Raw genomic sequence first — 25,150 nt, 5'->3', positions numbered from 1 at the left:
GACCTTGAACCCTTCTGGATGAGAGATATGGACCTGAATTCGCTTGATTTGCCCAAGCGTCCCCAGGACACGCGCGTTGTCGTCGCGATGTCAGGGGGCGTCGATAGTTCGGTGGTCGCCGGCCTGCTTGCCCGTGAGGGGTATGACGTGGTCGGGGTCACGCTCCAGCTTTACGATCATGGCGAGGCGACGCACCGCAAGGGCGCCTGTTGTGCCGGCCAGGACATCCACGATGCGCGGCGCGTGGCGCAGGCGCTGGGGATTCCGCACTACGTGCTCGACTACGAAGAGCGCTTCAAGAATTCGGTGATGGAGCCGTTCGCCAATGCCTATCGGCAGGGCGAGACGCCGGTGCCGTGCATCGCGTGCAACCAAAGCGTCAAGTTCGTCGACCTGATGGAAGTGGCGAAGGACCTGGGCGCCGACGTGCTGGCGACGGGGCACTATGTGCAGTCGAAGCTCGTCGACGGCAAGCGCCGGCTGTTCCGGCCGGTCGATGACTCGCGCGACCAGAGCTATTTCCTGTTCGCCACCACCGAGCAGCAGCTGGATTTCCTGCGCTTCCCGCTCGGCGGCATGACCAAGCCCGCGGTGCGCGAATTGGCGCGCGAGTTTGGGCTGGAGATCGCTGAGAAGCACGACAGCCAGGACATCTGCTTCGTGCCGCAGGGCAAATATGCCGACGTGATCCGCAAGATGCACCCCGAGGCGCTGGAGCAGGGCGAGATCGTGCATCTCGATGGCCGCGTGCTGGGGAAGCACGACGGCATCGTCAATTACACCATCGGGCAGCGGAAGGGCCTTGGCGTTGCAGCAGGCGAGCCGCTTTACGTGATCAAGCTCGAGCACCGGACCGGCCGGGTCATCGTCGGCCCGCGCGAGGCGCTGATGACGAAGACCGTGCGGCTGCGCGACGTGAATTGGCTGGGTGAGCGCGAGCTTGCGTCGCTCGCCGCCGGCAACGGCATGCCGATCGAGGTGAAGGTGCGCTCGACGCGCCCGCCGCAGTCCGGCGCCGTGCACATGGCCGACGGCGAGGTGTTCGTCACGCTGTTCGCCGGCGAATACGGCATTTCGCCGGGGCAGGCCTGCGTATTCTATGCCGACGAGAGCGAGACCAGCGAAGTGCTGGGCGGCGGGTTCATTGCCGAAGCCGTGCCGCAGGCGCTAGTCGCTTAGCTATTTCAGTTGCCAATGGCGCTTGTCTGAAGCGGGGATCGACGCAAACATGCCCGTGCGCCTAAGCTCCTGCGCCGCCCAGCGCATATCGTACTGCCAAGTGTAGAAGAGGTCGCCGGACGAGCGGAGGTCTCGTTCGTGAGCCTCCCATATGTGCTTGCTGACCTCGACGATCGTGGCCTTACCGGCGTTGGACTTCACCGCTGCCAACACCCACTGCTGTAAGTCTGCTTTGCTGGCCATGTTTGCCCCCTACCTTGCGCCGATGGTGGAGCGATTCGCGGCGCCGGGGGAAGGTCGGTGAACCTACTGAGTAGTGGTCGTCGTGGTTTCGGCGGCCGGCGGGGTCGCCGCTTCCTTCAACTGCTGGTAGTTGCCGAGGCCGCCCAGCATGGCCGAGATGATGTAGGTCAGCAGCAACGCGCCGAGCAGCAGCAGCACAATACGGCTGCGGTTGAGCTTGAAAGGGCTGTCAGGCTTTTTCGGATCATCGGACATGCCGATGGGACTACGCCTCCCGCACGGCGGTCGCAAGGGGCGGTGCGACGTGGGGTTTGCGCCAAGCTCGATGCCCATCTCCCACTCCGGTAGGAATGGCGAAAGCGAGCACCACGAAAATTCTTATCCTCCCATCTCCCCACCTATGCGAATCTCCCACCCGTCCGCTGCACCGAAGCGAGATCATGACGAGTGGTTGGTGTGGGGGAGATTGGGTGGGTTGGCAGTCGTGCCGGCCCAGGCCGAAAGCATGACGGTCAGATCCGGTTCGCCGGGGACGCCGCTATCACGCGAGGGTGGCTCGATGCGGAGCCACCCGAGGGACGAAGCCCGGCACGCATAGCCGGGCGGGCGCGAGGACAGGCGGTGCTGGCATTCCGGCCGCCTCCCAAGTTCCCACGTTCTCGCGATGCGGCAGGGGATGCGCCCCAGCCCTCGTGCCATACGCCCAAAACCCCGATCGGCCGGCGAGGCGTGAGCCTCATTCATTTGCGGACTACCCGCGTCGGGGCAAACGCCTCGCCGGTCCCGCTTCGTCTTCCTCGATCAGGGGAAGGTTCTTTGAAACCTCCGAAGCCCACGGGCTGTCGGACGCTTCGGCTCGCCTCCGCTCATTGCATGCGAAAAATCTTCACCCTCACCCCAAGGATCAGCCCGCGTTCATCGTCTCACCCTAGAATGCCGACGGAAAGCTCACGCAGGTGCTACGATCCTTGACGCCTGAATTCATGAACACCGGGGTGCTCGACGCCCCCACAGCCGACGAAACGCTGATCGCGCGGGCGGTCGGCGGCGATCGGCGTGCATTTGGCGAGCTGGTGGAGCGCCACTACGACTTCATCTTCCGCACGGCGTGCAAATGGTGCGGCAAGGTTTCGGATGCCGAGGATGTGGCGCAGGATGTGTGCGTCAAGCTCGCCTCGATCCTCAGGAGTTTCGACGGGCGCTCGGCGTTCACCAGCTGGCTCTATCGCGTGACGCTCAACGCGGTGCGCGACATGCAGCGAGCCCGGAGCCGGCGCGGGCGCAACGCCGACCGCTATGCCGAGGTGGCGCCGGACGAATACCTGCCCGAGCAGGAAGACGCAGCGACTTCTGGGGAGTTGTGGAATGCGGTGCGCAGACTTCCCGAACAGCAACGGGATGCGGTGCTGCTGATTTACGCGGAGGGGATGAGCCACGCCGAAGCCGGCGTGATCATGGGGTGCAAGGAGGCGACAGTCTCATGGCACGTCCACGAGGCAAAAAAGACCCTGAGGGGGCTCCTATGAGCAACCACATGAACGACGACGAAAAGCTCAACGCGCTGCAGCAGGCGCAGACCCCGGCTCCTTCAGGGGCGGCGCGCCGCCGCGCGCTCGACGCCGCGATGCTGGCGTTCGATGCCGAGCAGGCGAACGCGAAAAAGGCCGCCCAAGGAAATCCCATCACCCAGCGTCTCAGGTCCATCTTCGCCAATGCGAAAGGGACTTGGACCATGAATACGCGTCTCACCTACGGCCTCGGCACCGCTGCCGTCGCCCTGCTGCTGTTGCCGCTCGGCTACCAGCTCTACACCACCACCGCGATCACCCCGATCGGCGTGCCGCCAGTGGCCGTCAGCACCACCGACGCGGACAAGCCGGTGGTGCAGCCCGAACCAGCGCCGGTGGAGATCGGCCGCGTCGATGCGCTGAAGAAGGAAGCAGCCGGCGGCGCGACGGCCACCACGACGGCCGAAGCCCCTGCGACTGTCGGCGCCGATGGCAACGTTTCGAACCTTGCGGCGGCCGCGCCGGAAGGTGAGGCAGATCTGCAGATGCGCGACGAGGTCGCTCCGCAGGCCAGCATGTCGCTCGATGCAACGGCACCGGTCGCACCGATGACCGAGATGCGAATGGCTGCGCCCAAGCAGCAGGCGGCCAATCCGACCCTGTCTGCCGGCATGATGCAGGAGGAATCGTTCGCCGCGGCACCTGCGCCAGCCGACGCGACGATTGCCACGCCGACGGAGCCGAGCGGCGACGAGTTCACCAAGTTCACCGAGTCGCCGGTGAAGGTGGTGAAGACCGATCCGGTCTCCACCTTCTCGATCGACGTCGATACGGCTGCCTATTCGTATGTCCGGCGCTCGCTCACCGAGGGCTGGGTGCCGGAGCCCGATGCGGTGCGGATCGAGGAGCTGATCAACTACTTCAACTACAACTACCCGGCCCCGACCGACGCCTCGACGCCGTTCAAGCCAACCGTCTCGGTCTATCCGACGCCGTGGAACGGCAAGACGCAGATCGTTCAGATCGGCATCAAGGGCTATGTGCCCCCGGTGACCGAGGACAAGCCGTCGAACCTGGTGTTCCTGATCGACACCTCGGGGTCGATGGATGAGCCGGACAAGCTGCCGCTGCTGAAGCGCGCCTTCGCGCTACTGGTCGACCAGCTCGGCGCGAACGACACGATCTCGATCGTCACCTATGCCGGTTCGGCCGGCGTGGTGCTGGAGCCGACCAAGGCGACGGAGAAGAGCAAGATCCTCGGCGCGCTGGAGAACCTCTCGGCCGGTGGCTCGACCGCCGGCGCCGAAGGTATCGAGCTGGCTTACCGGCTGGCCGAGCAGAACAAGGTGTCCGACGGCGTCAACCGGGTGATCCTCGCGACTGACGGCGATTTCAATGTCGGGATAGACGATCCGGAAGACCTGAAGACCTACATCAAGAGTAAGCGCGACGGCGGGGTGTTCCTGTCAGTGCTCGGCTTCGGCCAGGGCAATCTCGGCGACGACACGATGCAGGCGCTCGCCCAGAACGGCAACGGCAATGCCAGCTACATCGACAGCTTCAAGGAAGCCCAGAAGGTGCTGGTCGAGGATGCCGGTGGCACACTCGAAACCATCGCCAAGGATGTGAAGATCCAGGTGGAGTTCAACCCGGCGGTGGTCAGCGAGTACAGGCTGATCGGCTACGAAACCCGGGCGCTGAACCGCGAGGACTTCAACAACGACAAGGTCGATGCCGGTGAGATCGGGGCGGAGACGACCGTCACCGCACTCTACGAGATCACCCCGATCGGCTCGGGCGCCGAGCTGAACGATCCGCTGCGCTACGAAGCGGGCGGCACGGCCGGAGCGCCGCCGGTCGAAGCGACGCCAATGATGCCGACGACCGCCGACGAGATCGGCTTCCTGAAGCTGCGCTACAAGCTGCCGGACGGCGACACCTCGACGCTGGTCGAGCAGCCGATCACTAGGGCCGACGCGGTCAACGAGCTGGCCCAGGCCGATGACGACTCCCGCTTCGCCGCAGCGGTCGCCGCCTTCGGGCAGAAGCTCAAGGGTTCGAACTATGGCGAGATGAGCTGGAACGACATCCGGACGCTGGCCCAGGGTGCCCGCGGCGCCGATGAGAACGGCTATCGCGCCGAGTTCATGCAGCTGATCGACATGGCCAAGGTGCTGGTACCGGAAACCGAGGCGGCGACGCCCAAGCAATAGCGCCGCCAGCCCCCCACGGCGCTTACGAGCGCGGCCCCGCTGCTGACGGTGCCGCGCTCGACCGCGTCGAGAGCCGCAGATCGTAGAGAAAGACGGCATAGACGCGGCTGCCGGTGCCGGCTGGTCCCGACACCTTCTCTGCGTCGGGATAGATCAAGGTGATGTCCACGAAGCTGGAGCTTCCAATGACGGCAGCCGGAATGGCGATCTCTCTCCTTGTCGCTGAGCGTCCTGCAAACTCCAGCGTGCCAAGCGAGGCGCCATTGACGATGACTTCCACGCGCTGCCGGGTGGTGTCGCGATCCACATAGGGCCGCATGTTGAGTTCGAGCAGTAGGTCGGACGGCGCCGCAACCGCGAAGCGCAGCATGGATCGGTCGCCGTCTGACCAGGAGCCCGCTGTGTCCGGATCGCGCCATCCGCAGCGGGCGAGCGACACGCGTGATGCGCCGCCGTCGGCTCCGAACGAGACGCGTTCGCCAAGGGCATAGGTGCCCCGTACGGGCAGGGGGAAGCAGTCGCTGGATTTGTCGATGTAGTAGGCGCGATAGAGCGGATCGACGGTGGGCGACATCGCGATGGCGAGAATGGCGGCTTCCCCCGCAAGCAGCAGGGCGGCCAAGCTATAGAGAATGGTGTCGCGGCGCTGGCCCATGGCTACATCACGAACAGCGAACTGTTCATCCAGCCGATCGTGAGCACGATGTCGAGGATGATGAAGATCGGAAAGGCGAGCAGCCAAGCCGGCGTCCAGCGCGACACGAGATCGGAGATAGCCCACCCGATAGGGACCAAGCCGGCAACGAAGCGAACCAGCGATGTCGGGCCTGCCGAAAGCGAGACCAGGATGCAGAGCAGGCAGAAGATCGCGGCGGGCAGCCGGCGCTGGACCACCAGCAACAGGCAGGCGGCGGCGCCGACCAGAGCCGCGACTGTCCAACTCGCGGTCACCATGGCGGCCGGAGTCAGCGGCCAGGTCAGCGTCAATAGCGCGCTGATCGTATCGAGCGGGCTGACCAACTCCCGCCCCCAGGCGCGCTGGATGTGGGCGAACGCCAGGCCATCGCCGGTGAGGTAGCTGAGATAGGCGATGTAGACGAACAGACCCGCCGGGGCGAGCGCGACGCCCAGCACCAACCGGGGATTGCCGAGCAGCGCGAGCGGCAGGTCGCCCCAGCGGCCGCCGGCCTTGAGATGCTGCTCCACGGCCCGAGTCAGCAGCGCGAAGACCATCAGCACGCCGGTGATACGCGTCGCCGAGAGGAGGGCGGCAAACAGGCCAGCCAGCACATAGCGCGACCGATCGAGCGCCAGCAGGGCTAGCGTCGTCAGGAGGATGAAGAGCGCCTCGGTGTGCAGACTGGAAAACAGGAAGGAGAAGGGGCCGATGAGCAGGCCGGTGGCGAACAGCCAGTAGGCCCGTGCGCTGGCGAACAGTGGGCGCGCTGCCAAGGCAGCGAGGATTGCCGCCGTGTTCGAAACGATGAAGCCGGCCCATTCGGCCGACAGCCCGGTCACGCGGCCGAACAGGGCCGCGAGGGCGGGCGAGAGCGGAAAGAAGGCCCAGTTGGCGGCGCCCGGGCGCAGCCGGACACCCGGCGCGAGGTCATAGCCGCCATCGGCGATGGTTCTGTACCAGCCGCAGTCCCAGACGCAGAGCGCCTGGACATAACCGGTCGGGTCGGTGCCGCCCTTGATCCAGGCGAAGACAGCGAACCGCAGGGCGATCCCTGCAAGTGCCAGAAAGAGGAGTACGGCAATGCGCCGGTACGGCACCGCCCCGGCTAAGTTGTGCCGTGCCTCCGCGATCGCTTGGTCGGCGGCTGTCATGCCGACCTAGCCGAGGCTGCCGCCCTCGTTGTTCCCGCCCTCGTTCCCGCCACCGGTGCCTGTCGTGGTGGTGGTCGTCGTGGTCGTCGTCGTCGTGACGATCACGTCAGGTCCGCCACCGTCGTCAGAGCCACTTAGCGATTCGGCGGGCCAGGCGTAGTTTGGTGGCGAGCACTTGGCGTTGTGCATTTCGGGGTCAGTGACCATCCAGCCGAAGCACTCGACGAAGTGATCGATCTGTTCGATCACCTCGGGCGTGAAAAAGGCCTGGCTGGTGACCGTGCTACCCAAGAACAAAAGCCCGGCAGTGGGAATAGCAACGACCACTAGGCGCAGGCGAGATTTCGGCTTGGAAGATTTGTTGGATTCCAACATGGGAGCTCCGTGACGCTGTGCAATGGAGAAGCAATGCACGAACCGCACACTGCTTCTCCCTGCCCGCCACAGTTAGCGAAGGGCTCGTGTTGGGGCAATCCTTCACGCTCGATCTGGCAACTATATTGTTACAACGGCTTCAAACCTGCTTCGATCTCGGCCCGACGGTCCTCCAGGAACGGCGGCAAGGCCAGGCGCTGCCCGAGGGTTTCGAGGGGTTCGTCGGCGGTGAAGCCGGGGCCGTCCGTGGCGATCTCGAACAGGATGCCGTTGGGCTCGCGGAAATAAAGCGACTTGAAATAGAAGCGCTCGACCTCGCCGCTGGAGCGGACGCCGAACTGGGCGGTGCGCTTCACCCACTCGTCGAACTGCTCCTTGTCCGGGGTGCGGAAAGCGACATGGTGCACGCCGCCGGCGCCCTGGCGGGCCTGCGGCAGATCGGGGTTCACCTCGACATGCAGTTCGGCCGCGGCGCCGCCTTCACCCATCTCGAAGACATGGATTTCGCCATTCTTCTCGCGTGCCGGGTAGGAGCGGACCTCGCGCATGTTCATCACCTTGGTCAGCACCGGCTCGGTGCGACGGAGATCAGGTACGGCAAGAGTGATGGGGCCGAGGCCTATGATCTGGTGCTCGGCGGGGACCGGGCTCTCGGCCCAGGGGTGGCCGGCAGCGGATTTCGGATCGGCGATCAGACGGAAGCGCTGGCCTTCGAAGTCCTCGAAGTCGAGCGACAGGTGTCCGGCACGTTCCTTGATGTTGCCCGAGGAAATGTCTTTCTCAGTGAGGTGTTCCTTCCACCACTTGAGATCGGCTTCGGAGCCGACACGCAGGCCGATGCGCGACACTTCGTGGTTGCCGCGCTTCGACGGTGCGGTGGGCCAATCGAAGAAGGTGAGATCGGCGCCCGGCGAGGCGACCGCATCACCGTAGAACAGATGATAGGCGCTCACGTCGTCCTGGTTGACGGTCTTCTTGATCAGCCGGAGGCCAAGCGTGCGGGTGTAGAATTCGACATTGCGCTGAGCCTGGGCGGTGATCGCCGTCAGGTGATGAATGCCTTTGAGTTCGAGGGTCATGACTGGCCTCCGTTGTTATCGGTGGCCAATACATAGTCGGAACGAAGGTTCCGGCAGAGCCCCCGGATGCCGACGGGTTGTCAACGCTAGGTGAACAATGTGGGCGGGGACGGTTGGAAAAAGAAAATCCCCGCTTTCGCGGGGATTTTGCCGTGCCAGGTCGGTGTGGCCGAGGATCAGTCCTTGGCGCGTTCGACGTAGCTGCCGTCTTCGGTCATCACGACCACGCGGGTGCCGACGCCGATATGGGGCGGGACCATGGTCTTGGCGCCGTTCGAGAGCGTCGCCGGCTTGAACGAGGAGGAGGCGGTCTGGCCCTTCACTACCGGTTCGGTCTCGGTGATTTCGAGGGTGACGCGGGCGGGCAGTTCGATGGCGATGGCGTTGCCTTCGAAGGTCTTCAGGTAGACCAACATGCCGTCGGTGAGGAAGGCGCCCTGATCGCCGACGACGTCCTCGGAGACGGCGATCTGCTCGTACGAGGCGGGGTCCATGAAGTGGTAGCCCTCGCCGTCGTGGTAGAGGAACTGGTATTCGCGCTCGTCAACGTCGGCCTTTTCGACCATTTCGACGGTGCGCCAACGACCGATCACCTTCACGCCATCCGACATGCGGCGCATGTTGACGTTGGTGACGGAATTGCCCTTGCCGGGGTGGACGTTCTCGGCCGTGAGCACGACGTGCAGGTTGCCGTCCTGCTCGACGACGTGGCCTTTGCGCAGGGACGAGGCGATGACCTTGACCATATTTCTTCCTTGTTCAACGGTTGGCGGCGGCCTAGAGAGCGGCAACGGAGGCCGGCGGACGCGCTGATCTGACTATTCGGTGCCGCCCGATATCCTAATTCCGCGAAAACCGCCAGTCCTGAGCCGAAAGACACTGCCGTTGCCCACGTCCTCTTCTTTGCCGCCGGTTTCGCCGTGGTGGACGCCATCGGTGCATGCAGACCGGCGGCCTGCGCTGCTGGCGCGGAACAGGATCGAGCTGGCACTGCGCAAGTATCTGGCGGAACAGGATTTCCTGATGGTGGACCCGCCGGGGCTGCAGCGCAGCCCAGGCAACGAGACGCACCTGCATGCCTTCGCCACCACGGCGGTCGGCAATGATGGGGTGGGGGAGACGCTGTATCTCCATACGTCGCCGGAATTCTCGATGAAGAAGCTGCTGGCGGCGGGGGAGCGGCGGATCGCGAGCCTCGGGCATGTCTGGCGAAATCGGGAGCGGAGTGCGCTGCATCATCCCGAGTTCACGATGCTGGAGTGGTATCGGGCAGGGGAGCGGTATGACGCGGTGATCGCCGACTGCGTGGCGATGTTGCGGATTGCGGCGGAGACCGCCGGAAACGCGCTGTTGCGGTTCAAGGGGCGGGAGTGCGATCCGTTCGTCGAGCCGGAGCGGTTGGGAGTTGTCGAGGCTTTTCAACGGTTTGCGGGGATTGACCTGTTCGCGACGATGAACGCTGACGGGGTGACGGATGCCGACGCGCTTGCCGCCGAGATGCGGCGGGTGGGGCTGGAGGTGCCGGGGGAGTATACCTGGTCGTATCTGTTCAGTCGGGTGCTAGTGGAAAAAGTGGAGCCGAATCTGGGGCTTGGGCGGGTGACGGTGCTGGATCGGTATCCGGTGGCGGAGGCTGCACTTGCTCGTCGCACGGTGGATGACCGGCGGGTGGCGGAGCGGTTTGAGCTTTATGCGTGCGGCGTAGAGTTGGCGAACGGGTTTGGCGAGCTGACAGACGCAGCAGAACAGCGCGTAAGGTTCCAAGCCGAGATGGACGAAAAGCTGCGGCTGTACCATGAAACTTATCCGCTGGATGAAGACCTGCTCGCGGCGCTGCCGCTGATGGAGGAAACCAGCGGCGTGGCGCTCGGGTTCGACCGGCTGGTGATGCTGACCGTCGGGGCGCGGCGGATCGAAGACGTGCTGTGGGTGCCGGTGGTCGGAGGCGACAGATGAAACAGGATCGCGCGATACGGTCGGCGACGGAGCTGGTCTCGGCCGGGCTGCTCGATGCGGAGCGGCTGGATGATGCCGAGGCCGTCGCGAAGAAGTACGCGGTCGCAATCACGCCGGCGATGGCGGGGCTGATCGACCGCGACGATCCGAACGATCCGATCGCCAAGCAGTTCGTGCCGGACTTCGCCGAATTGAGCGTGACGCCGGAAGAGCGGGCGGACCCGATCGGGGACCTGACGCATTCGCCGGTCGAGGGGATCGTGCACCGCTATCCTGACCGCGTGCTGCTGAAGGCGGTGCATGTCTGCCCGGTCTACTGCCGGTTCTGCTTCCGGCGCGAGATGGTTGGGCCCGAGGGGTTGGGCACGCTGACGCCCGAGGCGATGGATGCCGCGATCGGCTACATCGCCGGGCATCCGGAGATCTGGGAGGTGATCCTCACCGGCGGCGATCCGCTGGTGCTGTCGGCACGGCGGCTCGAGGAGATGATGGTACGGCTCAGGGACATCGCGCATGTGAAGATCGTGCGCTTCCACAGCCGGGTGCCGGTGGTGGAGCCGGAGCGGGTCGACGACAAGCTGATCGCGGCGCTGAAGGCCAGTGGCAAGACCACCTATGTGGCGATGCACGCCAACCATCCGCGCGAACTGACGTCGGCGGCGCGAGCTGCGGCGGGGCGGCTGGTCGACGCGGGCGTGGTGATGCTCAGCCAGTCAGTGCTGCTGCGGGGCATCAACGACGATGCCGATGTGTTGGCGGAACTGATGCGCGGTTTCGTCGAGATGCGGGTGCGGCCGTATTATCTGCACCATCCGGACCTCGCGCCCGGCACGGCGCATTTCCGGCTGTCGATCGCCGAAGGACAGGCGCTGGTGAAGGGCCTGCGCGGCCGGGTGTCAGGGCTGTGCCAGCCGACATATGTGCTCGATATCCCCGGGGGCTACGGCAAGGCGCCGATCGCGGCCAGCAATGTCGAGGTGACGGGCGAGGGAACCTATTCCGTGTCGGACTGGCAGGGCGGGGTGCATGCCTATCCACCGGCAGGAGTATATGAGGCCACATGAGCACCGGGTCGGCGCCGCCGTTTCCCTGGCCCGAAGAACGAGTTGCGCATTACACCGCCTATCGCGTGCCCGAGCCACTCGCGATTGGCGGCAAGCTCGATGATGCGAGCTGGCGGCTGGCCCCGCGCTCGCCGCGCTTCGTCGACCTGATCACGGGCAAGCCGACGGTGCATGACACCCGAGCGGCCGTGCTGTGGGATGACAGCTACCTCTATGCCGGCTTCTGGGTCGAGGAGCCGTTTGTCGAGGCCAAGCTCACCGAGCGTGACTCGCTGATCTGGAGCGAGAACGACATCGAGGTGTTCGTGGCCGGGGCGGACGCGTATTACGAACTCGAGATCAATGCGCTGGGCACGATCTATGAGGCCTTCTTCCTGTGGGAGGATGCGTATGAACGCGCGGGCTTCAGCAAGGCGCCGGAGTTCTCGCGCACGGCGCCCGGGGCGAAGCCATGGAACGGCGTCGGCTTCGACAAGCACCCGCGCGGCCCGCGGCTGGGGTTCTTCAACTGGGACCTGCCGGGACTTCGAAGCGGAGTCGCAGTCGATGGGACAATCAACGACAACCGCGACCGCGATCGCGGCTGGACGGCGGAGATTGCCATTCCGTGGTCCAGCATGCAGCAGCTTGCGACTGATGGACGAACGCTGCCGCCGCGTGACGGCGACACCTGGCGGATGGACTTCTCGCGCTTCAACACCTATCGGGCGGCAGCGCCGGCCGAGGACTCCGGCGGCTGGGCCTGGAGCGCGCATGGCGTCTGGGACTCGCACGTCCCCGAGCTGTTTCCGTACATCCACTTCTCGACGAAGCTGGTGGGGAGCGAGGGCTAGGGCTCAGTTGTTCCAGTAGCCGGGGTCGAGCAATTTGCCGTTCGCCCAGGCTTCGATCAGCGCGCCGGCGATGGCGCCGGGGCGGGGCTTGTTGATCTCGGGGTGGGTGCCGGCGAGGATTTCGAGCACTTCGCTGCGGGTAACCCAGCGGGCGTCGGACAGCTCGATCGGATCGATGGTGATCGCCTCGCTGGTGGCGTCGCCCTGGCAGCCGAACATCAGCGACATCGGGAACGGCCAAGGTTGCGAGGAGACGTAGCGGACCTGGCCGACCTTGATGGCACTCTCCTCCAGCGTCTCGCGGCGCACGGCGGCCTCGATGGTTTCACCCGGCTCTACGAAGCCGGCGAGCAGGGAATACATCCGCTCCGGCCAGCTGGGGCTGCGGCCGAGCAGCAGCAGGTCACCGCGGGTGATTGCCATGATCACCACCGGGTCGGTGCGCGGGAAATGCTGCGTGCCGCATTGCGGGCACTTGCGGACCCAGCCGGTGCTCTCGACATTGCTCGGCGCGCCGCAATTGGCGCAGAAGCGGTGGGTACCGTGCCAGCCGATCAGGGCGCGCCCGGTGGCGACGGTTTCGCCTTCGAGCCGCGACAGCATCGGCATCAGACCGCGGATTTCCGTGAACTTCGCGTCGGGGAAGCTGGGATGGACCTGCTGGGTCTGGTCGATGAACTGGCCGATGGTCGTGGCATCCTCGGGCGGCGACCAGAGTGGTAGGTCGACAGCGAAGCGCGGCCCCTCGGGCGTCAGCCCAACGAAGATTGGCGCTTCGCGGCTATCGGAGAGGGCTGGGTGATCGAGCGGCACGGCTGCGGGCCGGCCGTCGGCATCGGCGAGAAGCTTGCCGCGCCAGAACACCAGCGTGCGGGCCCGGGCGTCGTTGCGCGCCTCGTCCGTGGTGCGCAGGTGCGCGACGCGATCGAGTTCACCCGGCTTGAATGCAAACCCGAAATCCACCGCTCAACCCTCCAAATTCGCCGGAAGGTTTAGGGGGATGTCGAACCGGCTACAAGCCGGGACGCATCTGTGGGGCAGATGGGGGGCAGCCCACCTGCAAATTAGTCGAGGCTGTAGGGTCGCCTGCCCGGACGACCCTACAGCCCCCTGATCCGCGATTGCCACCGGCGGATCATTTCCTCTGCAGCGGCTTCGGCGCCCTGCATGTTTGCGCTTTGATAGACATCAACCTCGACACCGTTGCGTGACAGTTGGTCGACAGCTTCGGCGAGCACGGCGTTCAGGAGGAACACTCCTGATATGGTCGAGGTCGGGCCCATGCGGATGTCGTTGTCGCCGACGCTGAGCGCGGCGTCGCCGTACTCGCCGCCATTGTCGAGCACCAGGTCAGTGACCTCAAAGAGGAGCTTGCCCGACTCGTGGCGAGAGGTGGTGGCGCCGGCGTGCCGCAGCGAGGTCAGCGCGATGGTGGTGGCGCCACGAGCCTTGCAGGCGAGCGCCAGTTCGATCGGGTAGGCGTTGCGGCCCGAATTGGACGCGATGAAGACCACATCGCCGGCCTCGACGGGATAGTCGGCAAGGACGCGCTCGGCGCGGCCGGCTTCGCGTTCGAGCAGGGTGGAGCGCTCGGCGCCGAGGTGCAGCATCAGGTCGGGATCGAGGATGGCCTGGGCGGCGGCGATGCCGCCAGCGCGGTAGAAGGCTTCCTCGGCGATGAGGTGGGAGTGGCCGGAGCCGGCAACATAGACCAGGTGGTCGCTGCCGAGCGCCGTGGCCACGGCATCGCGCGCGGCATCGAGGACATCGGACTGTTCGGCGAGCACGCGGTCGAGGAGGGCCGTGACCTGATCGCGGTAGCGCTGGCGTGGGATGGTCATTCTAGCCTCTGATCTCGCCGACATATTTGTAGCGGTCGCCGCGGTACCAGCTGGTCGCGTCTTCGACGACGGTGCCGGTTGCGCCGTAGCCGAGTTGCGAAATCTCGAGTACGGCGGCACCCCGGCGGATGCATAGGTGGCCGGCAAGTTCCTCGTCGGCCTCGGTGGCCTGGAGGCTCTGCAGGACGCGCTGCGGGCGGGCGTTGCGGGCATCCATGCGGTCGTAGAGCGAGCCGGTGCCGTCATAGTCGGCGCCGACCGTCTCGACCGGTACCACGGCCCGCTCGTAGGCGATCGGCTCGCCGCCGGCGAGGCGCAGGCGGACGAGGGTGAGGATGGGCGAGCCGAGCGGCAGGCCGGTGCGGAAGGCGGCGTCGGCCCCGACCTGGCCAATGGAGCACTCGAGCACGCGTGAGCTGGGCTCGAGACCACGCAGGCGCATATCCTCGGAGAAGCCGGAGAGGCGCGACAGGGCCTTGGGGATGCGCCCGACGACGACGGTGCCGGCGCCCGGGCGGGTGGCGACGATGCCCATCTGGGCCAGTTCCTTGAGGCCCTGGCGCAGGGTCGAGCGGGAGACTGCGAGCGCCTCGGCCATTTCGCGCTCCGAGGGCAGCGACTCGCCCGGGGCGATGCCACCGGAATCGAGCACGGCGGTTAACGCGTTGCGCAGCCGCTCGCCCAGCGGGCCGTGCTGCCGCTCCATGCGCTCGCGTACCGCTGCGTAAAAGTCCAAGGCTGCTCCCGGCTACCGATGCGTGGTTCAGTCCGCAGCTGGTATGATTTTGGACTGGCGTTGGCAAGCGTGCCGCACGAAAAGTTGCAGGAGTTCCCGGCGATGGACATACTGGGCCAAACCAACAACATACCAGTTAGCAGGGAAGGGTTCACCGTGGCGGTACAGGAACTGCTGTCGCGCGACGGCAAGGGGCGCTTCCGGCATGGTGCTTGATTTCGGCGAGGGGTACCGGCTGCGGGCGGCGACGGAGGCTGATCATGCGGCGTTGTGCATGGTGTGCCTGAAGACCGGGGATAACGGCAGGGACGCCACGGCGCGGGAAGATGATGTGGACCTGCTGGGGTTGATCTACGCGGTGCCGTACCAGGTGTTTGCGCCGGAGTTTGCGTTCGTTGTCGATGGGCCGCACGGGGTGTGCGGGTATGTGCTGGGGGCGGTGGACAGCGCTGCATTTTATCGCTGGGCCGGAAGCGAGTGGTTCCCGCCGATTGCGGAGCAGCTCGCGGATCCCGGACCGGACCGGGAGCATTGGCGGGGGAGCGACTGGGCGAGATATGAGATTCATCATCCGACGTTCGTCTATCCCGAGGCCCTGCATCCCTACCCGGCGCATGGGCATATCGACCTGCTTCCGGAGGTGCGGGGGCGCGGCATCGGGCGAGCGGCGCTTAACCTGGTGATGGAGCGGCTGGGAGCCGCCGGTGCGCCGGGGATGCACCTTGGGGTGGGCCCGAAAAATCGGCGGGCACAGGCGTTCTATCGCAAGCTCGGGTTCGAGAGGCTGACGGGCGAAGGGGCGCCACGAAACGCGGTGTACATGGCGCGCCGGTTGTAGGCGATTGGCCTAGGCAGGCCCGCTCCCGCCTTATGGTCGATCCGGCATGATCTTAAAGTCGTTCCCCTCGGGCAGCAGTTGGCCACCATCGACCACGATCGTCGTGCCTGTGATGTAACTGGCGTCGTCGGAGGCAAGGAACAGGAAGGCATTGGCGACGTCACGAGTGCTGCCGAGGCGGCCCAGTGGGATGGCGTCTTCCATCGACTTGATGAAGGCGGGGGAGCGGTGCTGCTGCACAGCTTCGGTGAGGATGTTGCCGGGCTCGACGCCGTTGACGGTGATGCCGTAGCCCGAGAATTCGAGCGCGGCGGCGCGGATCAGGCCGTTGATGCCGGCCTTGGTGGCCGAGTAGTGGCCATGGCCGGGGCTGGTGACGTGCGGGCCGGTGATCGATGAGGTGAAGAGGATGCGGCCGTAGCCCTGCGCCTTCATCGGCGTGAGCGCAGCGCGTGCAGCGATGAAGCTGCCGCGCAGGTTCACTCCCATGACGCGATCCCAGTCGTCGACCGAAGTCTCCTCGAGCAGTTGCCAGGGGTAGATGCCGGCATTCTGCACGAGGATGTCGAGGCGGTCATATTGCTTGAGCGCCAGGGCGACGGCGGCCTCTGCGTCGGCCAGCTTCGAAATGTCGGTGTAGATGAACGGCGCATCGAGCTCCGCGGCTGTTGTCATGCCGGCTTCGCGTTCGGTGTCGGCGATGACGAGGTTGGCGCCTTCTTCGGCGAAGCGGACAGCAATGGCTTTGCCGATGCCGCGCGCTGCTCCGATGACGAGCGCGGTCTTGCCTTCAAGTCGTTTGGTCATGCGAGTTTCTGCCTGATCGAGAGTTTCAGGGTGTCGAGGAGCACGGCGGCGAGCACCAGCAGTCCGTGGATCACCTGGGTGGAGGTGGCGGGGAGGCCCATCAGGTTGATGGCGGTGTTGATGGCCGAGAGCAGCAGCACGCCGGCATAAACGCCGGGCAGGGCGCCGACGCCGCCCTTCAAACTGACGCCGCCGATAACCACCGCGGCGAAAGCGTTAAAGAGCAGGCCAATGCCGAGATTGGCGGTGGCGCCGGAGGTGCGGATGGCGAGGAGCCAGCCAGCGAGCGCCGCGATGGCGCCGGCGAGGATGAAGCTCAGCATCAGGATGCGATCGACCTTGATGCCGGCGCGGAAAGCGGCGTTCTGGTTGCCCCCGATGATGACGATGTGCCGGCCGAAGCGCGTCCTGGCCATGATCAGCGAGAACACCACGAAGCAGGCGATGGCGATCCAGGCGGTGAGCGGCAGGCCGAGCAGGCGCTGCACGCCGAACCAGCGGATGGCGGGTGCGAGATCCTGTGCCGAGCGGCCGCCCGATATCGCGAGCACGACACCGCGCACCCAGATGTAGGAGGCCAGCGTGACGATGAAGGCGTTCATCTTCAGCTTCACGATGAGGAAGCCATTGAGCGCGCCGATGGCGCTGCCGACGGCGAGCGCGATGATGAGCGAAACGGGGACGCCGAGCCAGTCGGGCGTCAATTGTACGCCCATGCCGATGCCGGCGGAGCAGAAGATGATGCCCACGGCCATGGCGGAGAGCGCCGCGACGGACTCGACCGAAAGGTCCATGTGGCCGGCGATGATCACCAGCGCGAGGCCGATCGACATGACGCCGAGCACGGATGAGGCCTCGATGATATTGGCGAAGATACCGGGTTGGAAATAATTGGGCACGAAGGCGGAGAACACGATCAACACGAACAGCAGCATGAACCAGACGAGGTTATCGAGAATGAACTCGAGGGTGCGGCGGGTGTTGGGGTTCATGCTGGGGTTCCGGTGAGGGGACATCTGTCCCCCTCCGCACGAGGGGAGGGGGACGTGGTTGAAGCACGGGCTTATTCCACCGACTTGATGGTGTCCGTCGGGGGCTTCATGTTGCCCCAGAAGGCCGGGTTGTCGATGTTTTCCATGGTGATGGCGGCGCCGGGGATCTTGATATTCGGGCCCCAGGCTTCGTTGGTCACAGTGGATTTCAGGCCGAGCACGTCATACTCGCCGGGCTTGATCTCCTGGTGGTTGACGATCTTGTCCATGAACATGGCGACGGCGGCCGCCTGCGCATAAAGCGGCTGCTCGACTTCGGCCTGCATCCACCCCTTGCGGATCAGGTCGAGGCCAACCGGTGCTCCGTTAGACGAGAGCATCAGCACGTCGCCCGGCTTCTTGCCGGCTGCTTCGAGCGAAGCGGCGGCGGCGACCGAGAGGTGGGCGGCGTGGTTGAAGATCAGGTCGATATCGGGGTTGGCGAGCAGCTGGTCGTTGACGATGGTACCGGCGGCGTCGGCGGCCCAGGCCATGGCGGGAACCGAGATGATCTTGACGTCAGGGAAGGCCGCCATCTTCTCCTCGAAGCCCTTCTGGATATCGAGGGTGTAGGGGTCGCCCGGATCGCCGAGCACCTGCAGCACCTTGCCCTTCACCGACCCGTTCTTCTTGGTCAGCAGGTCCTGGACCACGCCGGCGGCGACATAGCCGATCTCGACGGTGCCGGCGACCGAGGTGAAGGCCGACGGAGTGGAGGTGATCTGGCGGTCGAATTCCACCACCGGAATGCCGGCCGCCATGGCGGCTTCTATCGAGGGTTTCAAGGCGTTGAAGTCGACGGCGGCGAGGATGATGGCCGCGGGCTTCAGCGCGATGACGTCGTTCATCTGTGACTGCTGGACGTCTGTCTTATTGTCGGCGTTCAGCGTCTGCATCTCGTAGCCGACCTGCTTCAGGAACATTTCCAGCGCCGACACGGAGCCAGTCTGGAATTCATCGATCAGCGTGGGGACGAGGTAGTAGACCTTGCCCTTCGATTGGGCGAAGGCAGGCGACAGCAGGGCGAACGCCACTGCCAGAACGCCGAAGACGGATAGGAGTATTCGCTTCATTTCGTTCGCTCCTTGATGCCGGATTTCCCTGTTTCCCCTTCAGCCAGCCGCTCCGGCAGCGGCCAGGGTCTCCCCGGTGATCATGCGGACCACCGCATCGGGGCTCGTATTCTTAGTGGCAACGTCGCCGGCCACGACGCCCTGGCGGATCACCACGATCCGGTCGGCGACCTGGAAGGCCTGCTGCATGATGTGGGTGATGATGACGACGCCGATGCCCTGGCTTGCCACCTGGCGGATCATGTCGAGGCCGCGACGGGTCTGCTCCACACCGAGCGCGGCGAAGGGTTCGTCGAGCAGGACCAGCTTGCCGCCCCAGTGGACGAAGCGGTTGAGCTCGATGGCCTGGCGCTGGCCGCCCGAGAGATGCTCGACATTGGTGCGGAGCGACGGGATTTTCGTGCCGGCGCTGGCCATGGCCTTGGCGACGACGGCCTCCATGGCCTTTTCGTCGAGCACGGGGATGCCGAGGACCTTTTTGGTGATCTCGCGGCCCATGAAGAAGTTGGCGACGACATCGACATTGGTGGCGAGCGACAGGTCCTGGTAGACCGTCTCGATCCCCGCAACCTTGGCCTCGGACGGCGATTTGGCGAGGAAATCGCGGCCCTCGAACAGCATCTTGCCGGAGGTGGGTTCGAGCCCGCCGGCGATGATCTTCACCAGCGTCGACTTGCCGGCGCCATTGTCGCCCAACAGCGCCACCACCTCGCCCTTGCCGATGGTGAAGCTGACGCCCTTCAGCGCTTCGATGGCACCGTAGTTCTTCTTGATGTCGTCGAGGACGAGCAGCGGCTCGAATGTGCTCATGCGGCAAGGCCCTTCATCTGGTCGCGGCCGGGGGCGAAGAGCTGACCGAAGCGGGGTGAGAGAACGCCGGCGACGGCGAGCGCCGCGGCACCGCGCAGCACTGTGTGCGGGCCGCCATTGGAGACGATGAGGCGCGGTGCCTTGCGATCGCGGCGGGCGGAGACGGAGTTGGGCAGGTCGGCGGCGACGCGTGCCAACTCGGCAGAGAGGCTCTCCGGGGCGAGGCCGCCGAGGATCACGGTCTCAGGATCGAACAGGTTCTCGACGGTGATCAGCGCGGCGCGCAGCTGCGGGGCGATGGCGTCGGCATAGGCAGCTTCGCCGAGGCCGCGGCGGGCGAAGGCCTCGAGCGAGATGTAGCGTTCGAGGCAGCCGCGATTACCGCAAGGGCAGGGCTCACCATCGGGCACGACGGGAATGTGGCTGATTTCGCCGGCGTTGCCCCAGGCGCCACGCTGGGCCACACCCTCGTGCACCATGATGCCGCCGAGGCCGACACCAACGAACAGGTAGTAGAAATCGCTGAACTCGGCGCCCCGCCCATAGAGCCGTTCGCCGAGCGCCGCTGCGGCCATGTCGGACTCGATGAAGGCGGGCAGGCCGGTGACTTCGGCGAGGCGCTCGCGCAACTGCACGTTGTCCCAACCGACCATGGTGGTGGGGCCGACGAAGCTCATCGACTCGACCCCGAATGGGCCCGGCAGGGTGAGGCCGACGCCGAGCATGCGGACGCCTTGGCGGAGGGCACGCAACTCTGCGACCATTGCGCCGATCAGCGTGAAGGCCTCGTCGGGGGTGGCGTGGGCAGCATTGCGGTGGGCGCTGTCGATGACATCGCCGCCGAGATTGATCAGCGCCGCGTCGATGCCCAGCGGGGTGATGTAGATGCCGATGGCATAGCCGCCTTCGGGATTGATGCGCAGCGTCGTCGGAGGCAGGCCACGGCCGCGCGGCTCTTCCTTGAGCGACAGGATGAAGCCCTGCTCTTCGAGTTCGCGGATGATGGTGGAGACGGTCTGCACCGTGAGTCCGACCTCCGCGGCGATGCGGCCACGGGTCGTGGGGCCGGTCGCACGGATGGCTTCGAGGACGATCCGCCGATTGTACGGCCGTCCGAATTCCTGGTTCGTCCCTCTCAGGCCCAAGGCGTCCCTCCTAGGCTGGAAGGGAGACTGTGCTGGCTGATTTATTAAGTCAAATGGAATTCAGAAATCGGCCGTAGTCGATGCGCAGCAGGGTTGCGCGAGCACCGCTTGCGCTTTGTGGCTTGGGACAGATAAGTCAGCCCCATGCAGGTGCAGGACCTCGCCATTCTGGTCATCGACGAGAACCGCATTCGTGCCTCGATCATCGAGGACGGGTTGCGGGAGGCGGGGCATTTGCGCGTCACCGTGGTCAATGAGATCAACGAGGTGGCGCGGGTGATCGAGCGCGACATGCCCGACGTGGTGGTGATCGATCTCGAGAACCCCAACCGCGACCGGCTCGAACACTTCTTCACGCTGAGCCGGGCGCTCCGGAAGCCGATTGCCATGTTCGTCGACCGCTCCGACGCTTCCGCCATCGAGGCGGCGGTGGAGGCGGGTGTGTCGGCCTATGTGGTCGACGGGCTGAAGAAGGAGCGGGTGAAGCCGATCCTCGACATGGCCGTCAGCCGCTTCAACGCCTTCGCGCGGCTGACCCGCGAACTGGAGCAGGCACGCAGCGAGCTTGAGGATCGCAAGGTCATCGACCAGGCCAAGGCGATCCTGTTCCGAACGCGCGGTCTCGCTGAGGCGGATGCCTATGCGCTGCTGCGCAAGACCGCGATGAACCAGAACCGACGGATCGTCGATATCGCCCAGAGCCTAGTTACGGCCGACAGCTTGCTCGGCCCAGAGGAATAATCATGTCGCTCATCCCCCTCTCCGCCGGATTCCTGCCCCTGCTGGATAGCGTGCTGCTGGTGCTGGCGCGGGAGAAGGGGTTCGCGGCGGCCGAGGGGCTGGACCTGCATCTGGTCAAGGAAACCTCGTGGGCCAATATCCGCGACCGGGCGGCGCTGGGGCATTTCGACTTCGCGCAGATGCTGGCGCCGATGCCGATCGCGGCGACGCTGGGGCTCAATCCGCTGTCGGTGCCGATGATCACGCCGATGATCCTGGGGCTCGGCAATAACGGCGTCACGGTGAGCGCCGAGCTTTGGGCGCGGATGGCGGATGCCGGAGCGCCGGCGACGCTAGAGGCGGGGCCGGTGGGCGCGGCGCTGAAGCGGGTGGTCGCGGCGTCGGAGCGGAAGCTGCGGTTCGGCGTGGTGCACCAGACCTCGTCGCACAATTACGAGCTGCGCTACTGGCTGTCGGCGAGCGGCATCGCGCCGGATCGCGATATCGAGATCGTGGTGCTGCCGCCGCCGCTGTTGCCGGAGGCGCTGGGTTCGAGCGGAATCGATGGCTATTGCGTCGGTGAGCCGTGGAACACGGTGGGGGTGAAGAACGCCGGCGCGCATATCGCGACGGTCAAGGCTTCGATCTGGCGAAGCAGCCCCGACAAGGTGATCGGTATGCGGGCGCACTGGGCCGAAGCCAATAGCGAGATTGTCGCCGGGCTGATCCGGGCGGTGCACCACGCGGCGCGCTGGTGTGGCGAGAGCGCCAACCATGCCGAGACCGCGGAGATTATGTCGTCGCCGCACTATCTGGGTCTGCCAGCGGAGCTGATCCTGCCGGCGCTGGATGGGCAACTCGATATCGGCGGCGGGATGGCGGCGAGTGTGCCGGACCACTTCGTGCCGTATGCGGGGGCGGCCAACTTCCCGTGGAGCAGCCACGCGGCGTGGTTCTACAGCCAGATGGTGCGCTGGGGCGAAGTCGAGCACACGCCGGAACGGGCGCGAGCGGCGGCGATGACGTTCCGGCCGGATGTGTACCGGTCGGCGCTGGCGCCCCTTGGGGTGCCGATGCCGGTCGTGGACAGCAAGATCGAGGGGCTGCTGGCAGCGCCGACCGAGGTGACGGCGACCGCGAGCACGCTGGTTATCGGGCCGGACGGGTTCTTCGATGGCCGGGTGTTCGATCCCGATCACGTTGACGCGTATATCGCCGCGCAGAAGGCTGTTTGACAGTCTGCGCACTATTTAGGCGTATTCCCGTATTGCCTATTTTTGCATCTGTACGCGGCTGTGTGGATTCTGATTAGGCATAATTGGCGCCTGCCTAATTTGCGGGCAACGCTGTAACAAGCTGAAATATCTTATCTTATTGCCTCCGGCCAGTTTGGCACGGGACATGCATTGCATTCTCCGACACGCGAAATCGCGATGATCCGGCGTCCAACGGTGGGCGCTCCCAAACAGGCAAGGCTGCCAACAGGAACGTTTCACTGGCCCTCGGGCCAGCGCTACGACCTGCTGGCAGCTTTTTCATTTTGGGAGCCGAGGGGCACTTCGGGACGCCGGCTGATCGCATCACACGGAGAGACTGATGAAGAAGTTGACCTCGACCACCCTCCTGAGCCGGCGCGCCTTCCTGGCCGGCACCGCGGCAACCGCAGCGACGCTCGTTGCAGCCAAGACGTTGTTCCCCTCGGGAGCTTTTGCCCAGGGTGCCGGGCCGGAAGTGACTGGCGCCAAGCTCGGCTTCATTGCGCTGACTGACGCCTCGGCGCTGGTTATTGCCAAGGAGAAGGGCCTGTTCGCCAAGCACGGCGTGCCCGATGTCGAGGTGCTGAAGCAGGCCAGTTGGGGCGCGACGCGCGACAACCTGGTGCTCGGCGGCGCCGCCAACGGCATCGACGGGGCGCATATCCTGACGCCGATGCCGTACCTGATCTCGACCGGCAAGGTGACGCAGAACAACGTGCCGCTGCCGATGTCGATCGTGGCGCGGCTCAATCTCGACAGCCAGGCGATCTCGGTGGCGCAGGCCTACAAGGATGTCGGCGTCGGGCTCGACTCCTCGCCGCTGAAGGACGTGTTCGCCAAGCGCAAGGCCGAGGGCAAGGAAGTGACGGTCGCCATGACCTTCCCGGGTGGCACGCACGACCTGTGGATCCGCTACTGGCTGGCGGCCGGCGGCATCAACCCGAACACCGACGTGTCGACCATCACCGTGCCGCCGCCGCAGATGGTGGCGAACATGAAGGTCGGCAACATGGACGCGTTCTGTGTCGGCGAGCCGTGGAACGAGCAACTGGTCAACCAGGGCATCGGCTTCACCGCCGCTTCGACCGGCGAGCTCTGGAAGGGCCACCCGGAGAAGGCGCTCGGCCTCCGCAACGACTTCATCGAGGCCAATCCGATCGCTACCCGCGCCATCCTGATGGCGGTGATGGAGGCGGCGCAGTGGGCGGATGACATGGCCAACAAGGAAGAGCTGAGCCAGATCCTCGGCAAGCGCGGCTGGTTCAACGTTCCGCCGGCCGATGTGCTGGGGCGGTTGAAGGGCGACATCAACTACGGCAACGGCCGAGTCGCCACCGCCACCGGGCTCGAGATGAAGTTCTGGAAGGACCATGCGTCCTATCCGTTCAAGAGCCACGACGCGTGGTTCCTCACCGAGGATATCCGCTGGGGCTACCTGCCGGCCGAAACCGACGTGAAGGCGCTGGTCGACCAGGTGAACCGCGAGGACCTGTGGCGCGACGCGGCCAAGACGCTCGGCGTTGCCGCGGCCGATATCCCGGCCTCGACGTCGCGTGGGCCGGAGACCTTCTTCGACGGCAAGGTGTTCGATCCGGAAAACCCGTCCGCCTATCTCGAGAGCCTCGCAATCACCGCTCTCGGCTGATGTCCCCTACTGGCGCCGGGTCCTCCCTGGCTCGGCGCCGCCTTTTTCCCCTTTCAGTACGGACCCCGCGATCATGAGTGCAGAGGCCCAGTTCGAAACCGCCGCGCCACCCCAGAAGGCGAAAGTGTTCGCCTTTCCGGCGAAGCCCATCGGCCGGAAGATCGACATGAAGAAAGTTGCCGCGGGCGTTGCGCGTTCGGTCGTGCCGCCGGTGATCGTCATCCTCCTGATGCTGCTGATCTGGCAGATCGCCTGCTCGACGCCCGGTGCGTCGCTGCCGCCGCCTTCGGTGGTGTGGGACCAGGCAGGCGAGCTGATCTGGAACCCGTTCTTCGACTACGGCAACGGCGACATCGGCCTCGCCTGGCGCGTGTTCGCCTCGCTGCAGCGCGTCGCGGTCGGCTTCGGCCTCGCCGCTTTGGTGGGTGTGGCAGTCGGCGCCTTCATCGGGCAATCGGTTTGGGCGATGCGCGGACTCGACCCGATCTTCCAGATTCTCCGCACGGTGCCGCCGCTGGCGTGGCTGCCGCTGTCGCTGGCGGCATTCCGCGATAGCCATCCCTCGGCGATTTTTGTCATCTTCATTACCGCCGTGTGGCCGGTGATCATCAATACCGCGGTGGGCGTCCGGAACATTCCGAACGACTACCGGAACGTCGCCGCCATTCTCCGGCTCAACCCGATCGAGTTCTTCTTCAAGATCATGGTGCCGGCGGCGGCGCCGTACATCTTCACCGGGTTGCGTATCGGGATCGGGCTCAGCTGGCTCGCCATCGTCGCGGCGGAAATGCTCACCGGCGGCGTCGGCATCGGCTTCTTCATCTGGGATGCGTGGAACTCGTCGCGCCTGCCCGACATCATCGTGGCGCTGGTCTATATCGGCGTGATCGGCTTCATGCTCGATCGCCTCGTCGCCAGTTTCGGCGCCTTCATCACCCGCGGCACAACTGCGAACTGAGGGGAGCGTC

Annotated in this window: 26 protein-coding genes; 11 read left to right on the top strand and 15 right to left on the bottom strand. The window is 65.4% G+C overall.

The window, feature by feature from the left end; translation table 11 throughout:
* The first annotated feature begins 27 nt into the window (after positions 1-27).
* Positions 28-1,179, top strand: a complete 1,152-nt coding sequence (mnmA, locus tag AC1DV8_RS07540) for a tRNA 2-thiouridine(34) synthase MnmA (RefSeq protein ID WP_477157031.1) — start codon at positions 28-30, stop codon at positions 1,177-1,179.
* Here the strand turns inward: mnmA and AC1DV8_RS07535 are convergent, their stop codons facing one another.
* Positions 1,180-1,422: a hypothetical protein gene (locus tag AC1DV8_RS07535; RefSeq protein ID WP_477157030.1), complete on the bottom strand. Its 243-nt coding sequence runs from the start codon at positions 1,420-1,422 to the stop codon at positions 1,180-1,182. It lies immediately after the preceding gene.
* 63 nt (positions 1,423-1,485) lie between these two features.
* Positions 1,486-1,677, bottom strand: coding sequence for a hypothetical protein (locus tag AC1DV8_RS07530; protein ID WP_477157029.1), 192 nt, complete (start codon positions 1,675-1,677; stop codon positions 1,486-1,488).
* Positions 1,678-2,405: 728 nt separating this feature from the next.
* Here AC1DV8_RS07530 and AC1DV8_RS07525 point away from each other — a divergent pair.
* A complete protein-coding gene (locus AC1DV8_RS07525; protein ID WP_477152094.1) occupies positions 2,406-2,948 on the top strand; it encodes an RNA polymerase sigma factor in 543 nt (180 codons plus the stop codon).
* Complete coding sequence (locus tag AC1DV8_RS07520) at positions 2,945-5,143, top strand: vWA domain-containing protein (RefSeq protein ID WP_477157028.1); 2,199 nt, start codon at positions 2,945-2,947, stop codon at positions 5,141-5,143. The genes AC1DV8_RS07525 and AC1DV8_RS07520 overlap by 4 nt, the downstream gene beginning before the upstream one ends.
* 22 nt (positions 5,144-5,165) lie before the next feature.
* Here the strand turns inward: AC1DV8_RS07520 and AC1DV8_RS07515 are convergent, their stop codons facing one another.
* From AC1DV8_RS07515 to efp, 5 genes are all read right to left on the bottom strand, one after another.
* Entirely contained in the window at positions 5,166-5,798 is a 633-nt protein-coding gene (locus AC1DV8_RS07515; protein ID WP_477157027.1) for a hypothetical protein, read from the bottom strand.
* Positions 5,799-5,800: 2 nt separating this feature from the next.
* On the bottom strand, positions 5,801-6,973 hold the full coding sequence (locus AC1DV8_RS07510) for a hypothetical protein (RefSeq protein WP_477157026.1): 1,173 nt from the start codon (positions 6,971-6,973) through the stop codon (positions 5,801-5,803).
* A gap of 6 nt (positions 6,974-6,979) precedes the next feature.
* Positions 6,980-7,348 (bottom strand): hypothetical protein, encoded by a 369-nt coding sequence (locus AC1DV8_RS07505; RefSeq protein ID WP_477157025.1) that lies wholly within the window; start codon positions 7,346-7,348, stop codon positions 6,980-6,982.
* Between the two features lie 128 nt (positions 7,349-7,476).
* Positions 7,477-8,427, bottom strand: coding sequence for a ring-cleaving dioxygenase (locus AC1DV8_RS07500; RefSeq protein WP_477157024.1), 951 nt, complete (start codon positions 8,425-8,427; stop codon positions 7,477-7,479).
* A gap of 176 nt (positions 8,428-8,603) precedes the next feature.
* Positions 8,604-9,173, bottom strand: a complete 570-nt coding sequence (gene efp, locus AC1DV8_RS07495; protein WP_477152054.1) for an elongation factor P — start codon at positions 9,171-9,173, stop codon at positions 8,604-8,606.
* Between the two features lie 157 nt (positions 9,174-9,330).
* On the opposite strand from efp, the gene epmA reads away from it, so the two are divergent.
* From epmA to AC1DV8_RS07480, 3 genes are read left to right on the top strand one after another with little or no spacing between them, the layout of a single operon-like run.
* Positions 9,331-10,383 carry an EF-P lysine aminoacylase EpmA gene (gene epmA / locus AC1DV8_RS07490; protein ID WP_477157166.1) on the top strand — a complete coding sequence of 351 codons (1,053 nt, stop codon included), beginning with the start codon at positions 9,331-9,333 and terminating at the stop codon, positions 10,381-10,383.
* Positions 10,380-11,447: a lysine-2,3-aminomutase-like protein gene (locus AC1DV8_RS07485; protein WP_477157023.1), complete on the top strand. Its 1,068-nt coding sequence runs from the start codon at positions 10,380-10,382 to the stop codon at positions 11,445-11,447. The genes epmA and AC1DV8_RS07485 overlap by 4 nt, the downstream gene beginning before the upstream one ends.
* The gene (locus AC1DV8_RS07480; RefSeq protein ID WP_477157022.1) at positions 11,444-12,280 is read left to right on the top strand and encodes a carbohydrate-binding family 9-like protein; all 837 of its coding nucleotides are present in this window, start codon (positions 11,444-11,446) and stop codon (positions 12,278-12,280) included. The genes AC1DV8_RS07485 and AC1DV8_RS07480 overlap by 4 nt, the downstream gene beginning before the upstream one ends.
* Before the next feature lie 3 nt (positions 12,281-12,283).
* Here the strand turns inward: AC1DV8_RS07480 and nudC are convergent, their stop codons facing one another.
* From nudC to AC1DV8_RS07465, 3 genes are all read right to left on the bottom strand, one after another.
* Positions 12,284-13,243 carry an NAD(+) diphosphatase gene (nudC, locus tag AC1DV8_RS07475; protein WP_477157021.1) on the bottom strand — a complete coding sequence of 320 codons (960 nt, stop codon included), beginning with the start codon at positions 13,241-13,243 and terminating at the stop codon, positions 12,284-12,286.
* 137 nt (positions 13,244-13,380) lie between these two features.
* Complete coding sequence (locus AC1DV8_RS07470) at positions 13,381-14,121, bottom strand: sugar isomerase domain-containing protein (protein WP_477157020.1); 741 nt, start codon at positions 14,119-14,121, stop codon at positions 13,381-13,383.
* A 1-nt stretch (position 14,122) separates the two neighbouring features.
* Complete coding sequence (locus AC1DV8_RS07465) at positions 14,123-14,857, bottom strand: GntR family transcriptional regulator (protein ID WP_477157019.1); 735 nt, start codon at positions 14,855-14,857, stop codon at positions 14,123-14,125.
* A 205-nt stretch (positions 14,858-15,062) separates the two neighbouring features.
* On the opposite strand from AC1DV8_RS07465, the gene AC1DV8_RS07460 reads away from it, so the two are divergent.
* Positions 15,063-15,695: a GNAT family N-acetyltransferase gene (locus AC1DV8_RS07460; protein WP_477157018.1), complete on the top strand. Its 633-nt coding sequence runs from the start codon at positions 15,063-15,065 to the stop codon at positions 15,693-15,695.
* A gap of 30 nt (positions 15,696-15,725) precedes the next feature.
* On the opposite strand, the gene AC1DV8_RS07455 is transcribed toward AC1DV8_RS07460, so the two are convergent.
* The 5 genes from AC1DV8_RS07455 to AC1DV8_RS07435 form a co-directional block, all read right to left on the bottom strand.
* Positions 15,726-16,502: an SDR family NAD(P)-dependent oxidoreductase gene (locus tag AC1DV8_RS07455; RefSeq protein WP_477152061.1), complete on the bottom strand. Its 777-nt coding sequence runs from the start codon at positions 16,500-16,502 to the stop codon at positions 15,726-15,728.
* A complete protein-coding gene (locus AC1DV8_RS07450) occupies positions 16,499-17,494 on the bottom strand; it encodes an ABC transporter permease (RefSeq protein WP_477152062.1) in 996 nt (331 codons plus the stop codon). Before AC1DV8_RS07450 ends, AC1DV8_RS07455 begins: the two co-directional genes overlap by 4 nt.
* A 71-nt stretch (positions 17,495-17,565) precedes the next feature.
* A complete protein-coding gene (locus AC1DV8_RS07445; RefSeq protein ID WP_477157017.1) occupies positions 17,566-18,606 on the bottom strand; it encodes a sugar ABC transporter substrate-binding protein in 1,041 nt (346 codons plus the stop codon).
* A 39-nt stretch (positions 18,607-18,645) separates the two neighbouring features.
* A complete protein-coding gene (locus AC1DV8_RS07440; protein ID WP_477157016.1) occupies positions 18,646-19,416 on the bottom strand; it encodes an ATP-binding cassette domain-containing protein in 771 nt (256 codons plus the stop codon).
* Complete coding sequence (locus AC1DV8_RS07435; RefSeq protein ID WP_477157015.1) at positions 19,413-20,561, bottom strand: ROK family transcriptional regulator; 1,149 nt, start codon at positions 20,559-20,561, stop codon at positions 19,413-19,415. Before AC1DV8_RS07435 ends, AC1DV8_RS07440 begins: the two co-directional genes overlap by 4 nt.
* Before the next feature lie 144 nt (positions 20,562-20,705).
* On the opposite strand from AC1DV8_RS07435, the gene AC1DV8_RS07430 reads away from it, so the two are divergent.
* From AC1DV8_RS07430 to ntrB, 4 genes are all read left to right on the top strand, one after another.
* The gene (locus tag AC1DV8_RS07430; RefSeq protein ID WP_477152066.1) at positions 20,706-21,302 is read left to right on the top strand and encodes an ANTAR domain-containing response regulator; all 597 of its coding nucleotides are present in this window, start codon (positions 20,706-20,708) and stop codon (positions 21,300-21,302) included.
* Positions 21,303-21,304: 2 nt separating this feature from the next.
* Positions 21,305-22,516 (top strand): CmpA/NrtA family ABC transporter substrate-binding protein, encoded by a 1,212-nt coding sequence (locus tag AC1DV8_RS07425; RefSeq protein ID WP_477157014.1) that lies wholly within the window; start codon positions 21,305-21,307, stop codon positions 22,514-22,516.
* A gap of 361 nt (positions 22,517-22,877) precedes the next feature.
* Positions 22,878-24,182 (top strand): CmpA/NrtA family ABC transporter substrate-binding protein, encoded by a 1,305-nt coding sequence (locus AC1DV8_RS07420; RefSeq protein ID WP_477157013.1) that lies wholly within the window; start codon positions 22,878-22,880, stop codon positions 24,180-24,182.
* Positions 24,183-24,255: 73 nt separating this feature from the next.
* Positions 24,256-25,140 carry a nitrate ABC transporter permease gene (gene ntrB / locus AC1DV8_RS07415; protein WP_477157012.1) on the top strand — a complete coding sequence of 295 codons (885 nt, stop codon included), beginning with the start codon at positions 24,256-24,258 and terminating at the stop codon, positions 25,138-25,140.
* The last annotated feature ends 10 nt before the right edge of the window (positions 25,141-25,150 follow it).

This window comes from Devosia sp. P3_B2, assembly GCF_056402875.1.
The sequence above is the reverse complement of the archived record's forward strand: the minus strand, read 5'-3'. Positions and strand labels throughout refer to the sequence as shown.

Bases quoted from the DNA above. Each gene is read 5' to 3' on its own strand.
- mnmA (WP_477157031.1), top strand. From the start codon at position 28: ATGGACCTGAATTCGCTTGATTTGCCCAAGCGTCCCCAGGACACGCGC.
- AC1DV8_RS07535 (WP_477157030.1), bottom strand. From the start codon at position 1,422: ATGGCCAGCAAAGCAGACTTACAGCAGTGGGTGTTGGCAGCGGTGAAG.
- AC1DV8_RS07530 (WP_477157029.1), bottom strand. From the start codon at position 1,677: ATGTCCGATGATCCGAAAAAGCCTGACAGCCCTTTCAAGCTCAACCGC.
- AC1DV8_RS07525 (WP_477152094.1), top strand. From the start codon at position 2,406: ATGAACACCGGGGTGCTCGACGCCCCCACAGCCGACGAAACGCTGATC.
- AC1DV8_RS07520 (WP_477157028.1), top strand. From the start codon at position 2,945: ATGAGCAACCACATGAACGACGACGAAAAGCTCAACGCGCTGCAGCAG.
- AC1DV8_RS07515 (WP_477157027.1), bottom strand. From the start codon at position 5,798: ATGGGCCAGCGCCGCGACACCATTCTCTATAGCTTGGCCGCCCTGCTG.
- AC1DV8_RS07510 (WP_477157026.1), bottom strand. From the start codon at position 6,973: ATGACAGCCGCCGACCAAGCGATCGCGGAGGCACGGCACAACTTAGCC.
- AC1DV8_RS07505 (WP_477157025.1), bottom strand. From the start codon at position 7,348: ATGTTGGAATCCAACAAATCTTCCAAGCCGAAATCTCGCCTGCGCCTA.
- AC1DV8_RS07500 (WP_477157024.1), bottom strand. From the start codon at position 8,427: ATGACCCTCGAACTCAAAGGCATTCATCACCTGACGGCGATCACCGCC.
- efp (WP_477152054.1), bottom strand. From the start codon at position 9,173: ATGGTCAAGGTCATCGCCTCGTCCCTGCGCAAAGGCCACGTCGTCGAG.
- AC1DV8_RS07485 (WP_477157023.1), top strand. From the start codon at position 10,380: ATGAAACAGGATCGCGCGATACGGTCGGCGACGGAGCTGGTCTCGGCC.
- AC1DV8_RS07480 (WP_477157022.1), top strand. From the start codon at position 11,444: ATGAGCACCGGGTCGGCGCCGCCGTTTCCCTGGCCCGAAGAACGAGTT.
- AC1DV8_RS07470 (WP_477157020.1), bottom strand. From the start codon at position 14,121: ATGACCATCCCACGCCAGCGCTACCGCGATCAGGTCACGGCCCTCCTC.
- AC1DV8_RS07460 (WP_477157018.1), top strand. From the start codon at position 15,063: ATGGTGCTTGATTTCGGCGAGGGGTACCGGCTGCGGGCGGCGACGGAG.
- AC1DV8_RS07455 (WP_477152061.1), bottom strand. From the start codon at position 16,502: ATGACCAAACGACTTGAAGGCAAGACCGCGCTCGTCATCGGAGCAGCG.
- AC1DV8_RS07450 (WP_477152062.1), bottom strand. From the start codon at position 17,494: ATGAACCCCAACACCCGCCGCACCCTCGAGTTCATTCTCGATAACCTC.
- AC1DV8_RS07445 (WP_477157017.1), bottom strand. From the start codon at position 18,606: ATGAAGCGAATACTCCTATCCGTCTTCGGCGTTCTGGCAGTGGCGTTC.
- AC1DV8_RS07440 (WP_477157016.1), bottom strand. From the start codon at position 19,416: ATGAGCACATTCGAGCCGCTGCTCGTCCTCGACGACATCAAGAAGAAC.
- AC1DV8_RS07430 (WP_477152066.1), top strand. From the start codon at position 20,706: ATGCAGGTGCAGGACCTCGCCATTCTGGTCATCGACGAGAACCGCATT.
- AC1DV8_RS07425 (WP_477157014.1), top strand. From the start codon at position 21,305: ATGTCGCTCATCCCCCTCTCCGCCGGATTCCTGCCCCTGCTGGATAGC.
- AC1DV8_RS07420 (WP_477157013.1), top strand. From the start codon at position 22,878: ATGAAGAAGTTGACCTCGACCACCCTCCTGAGCCGGCGCGCCTTCCTG.
- ntrB (WP_477157012.1), top strand. From the start codon at position 24,256: ATGAGTGCAGAGGCCCAGTTCGAAACCGCCGCGCCACCCCAGAAGGCG.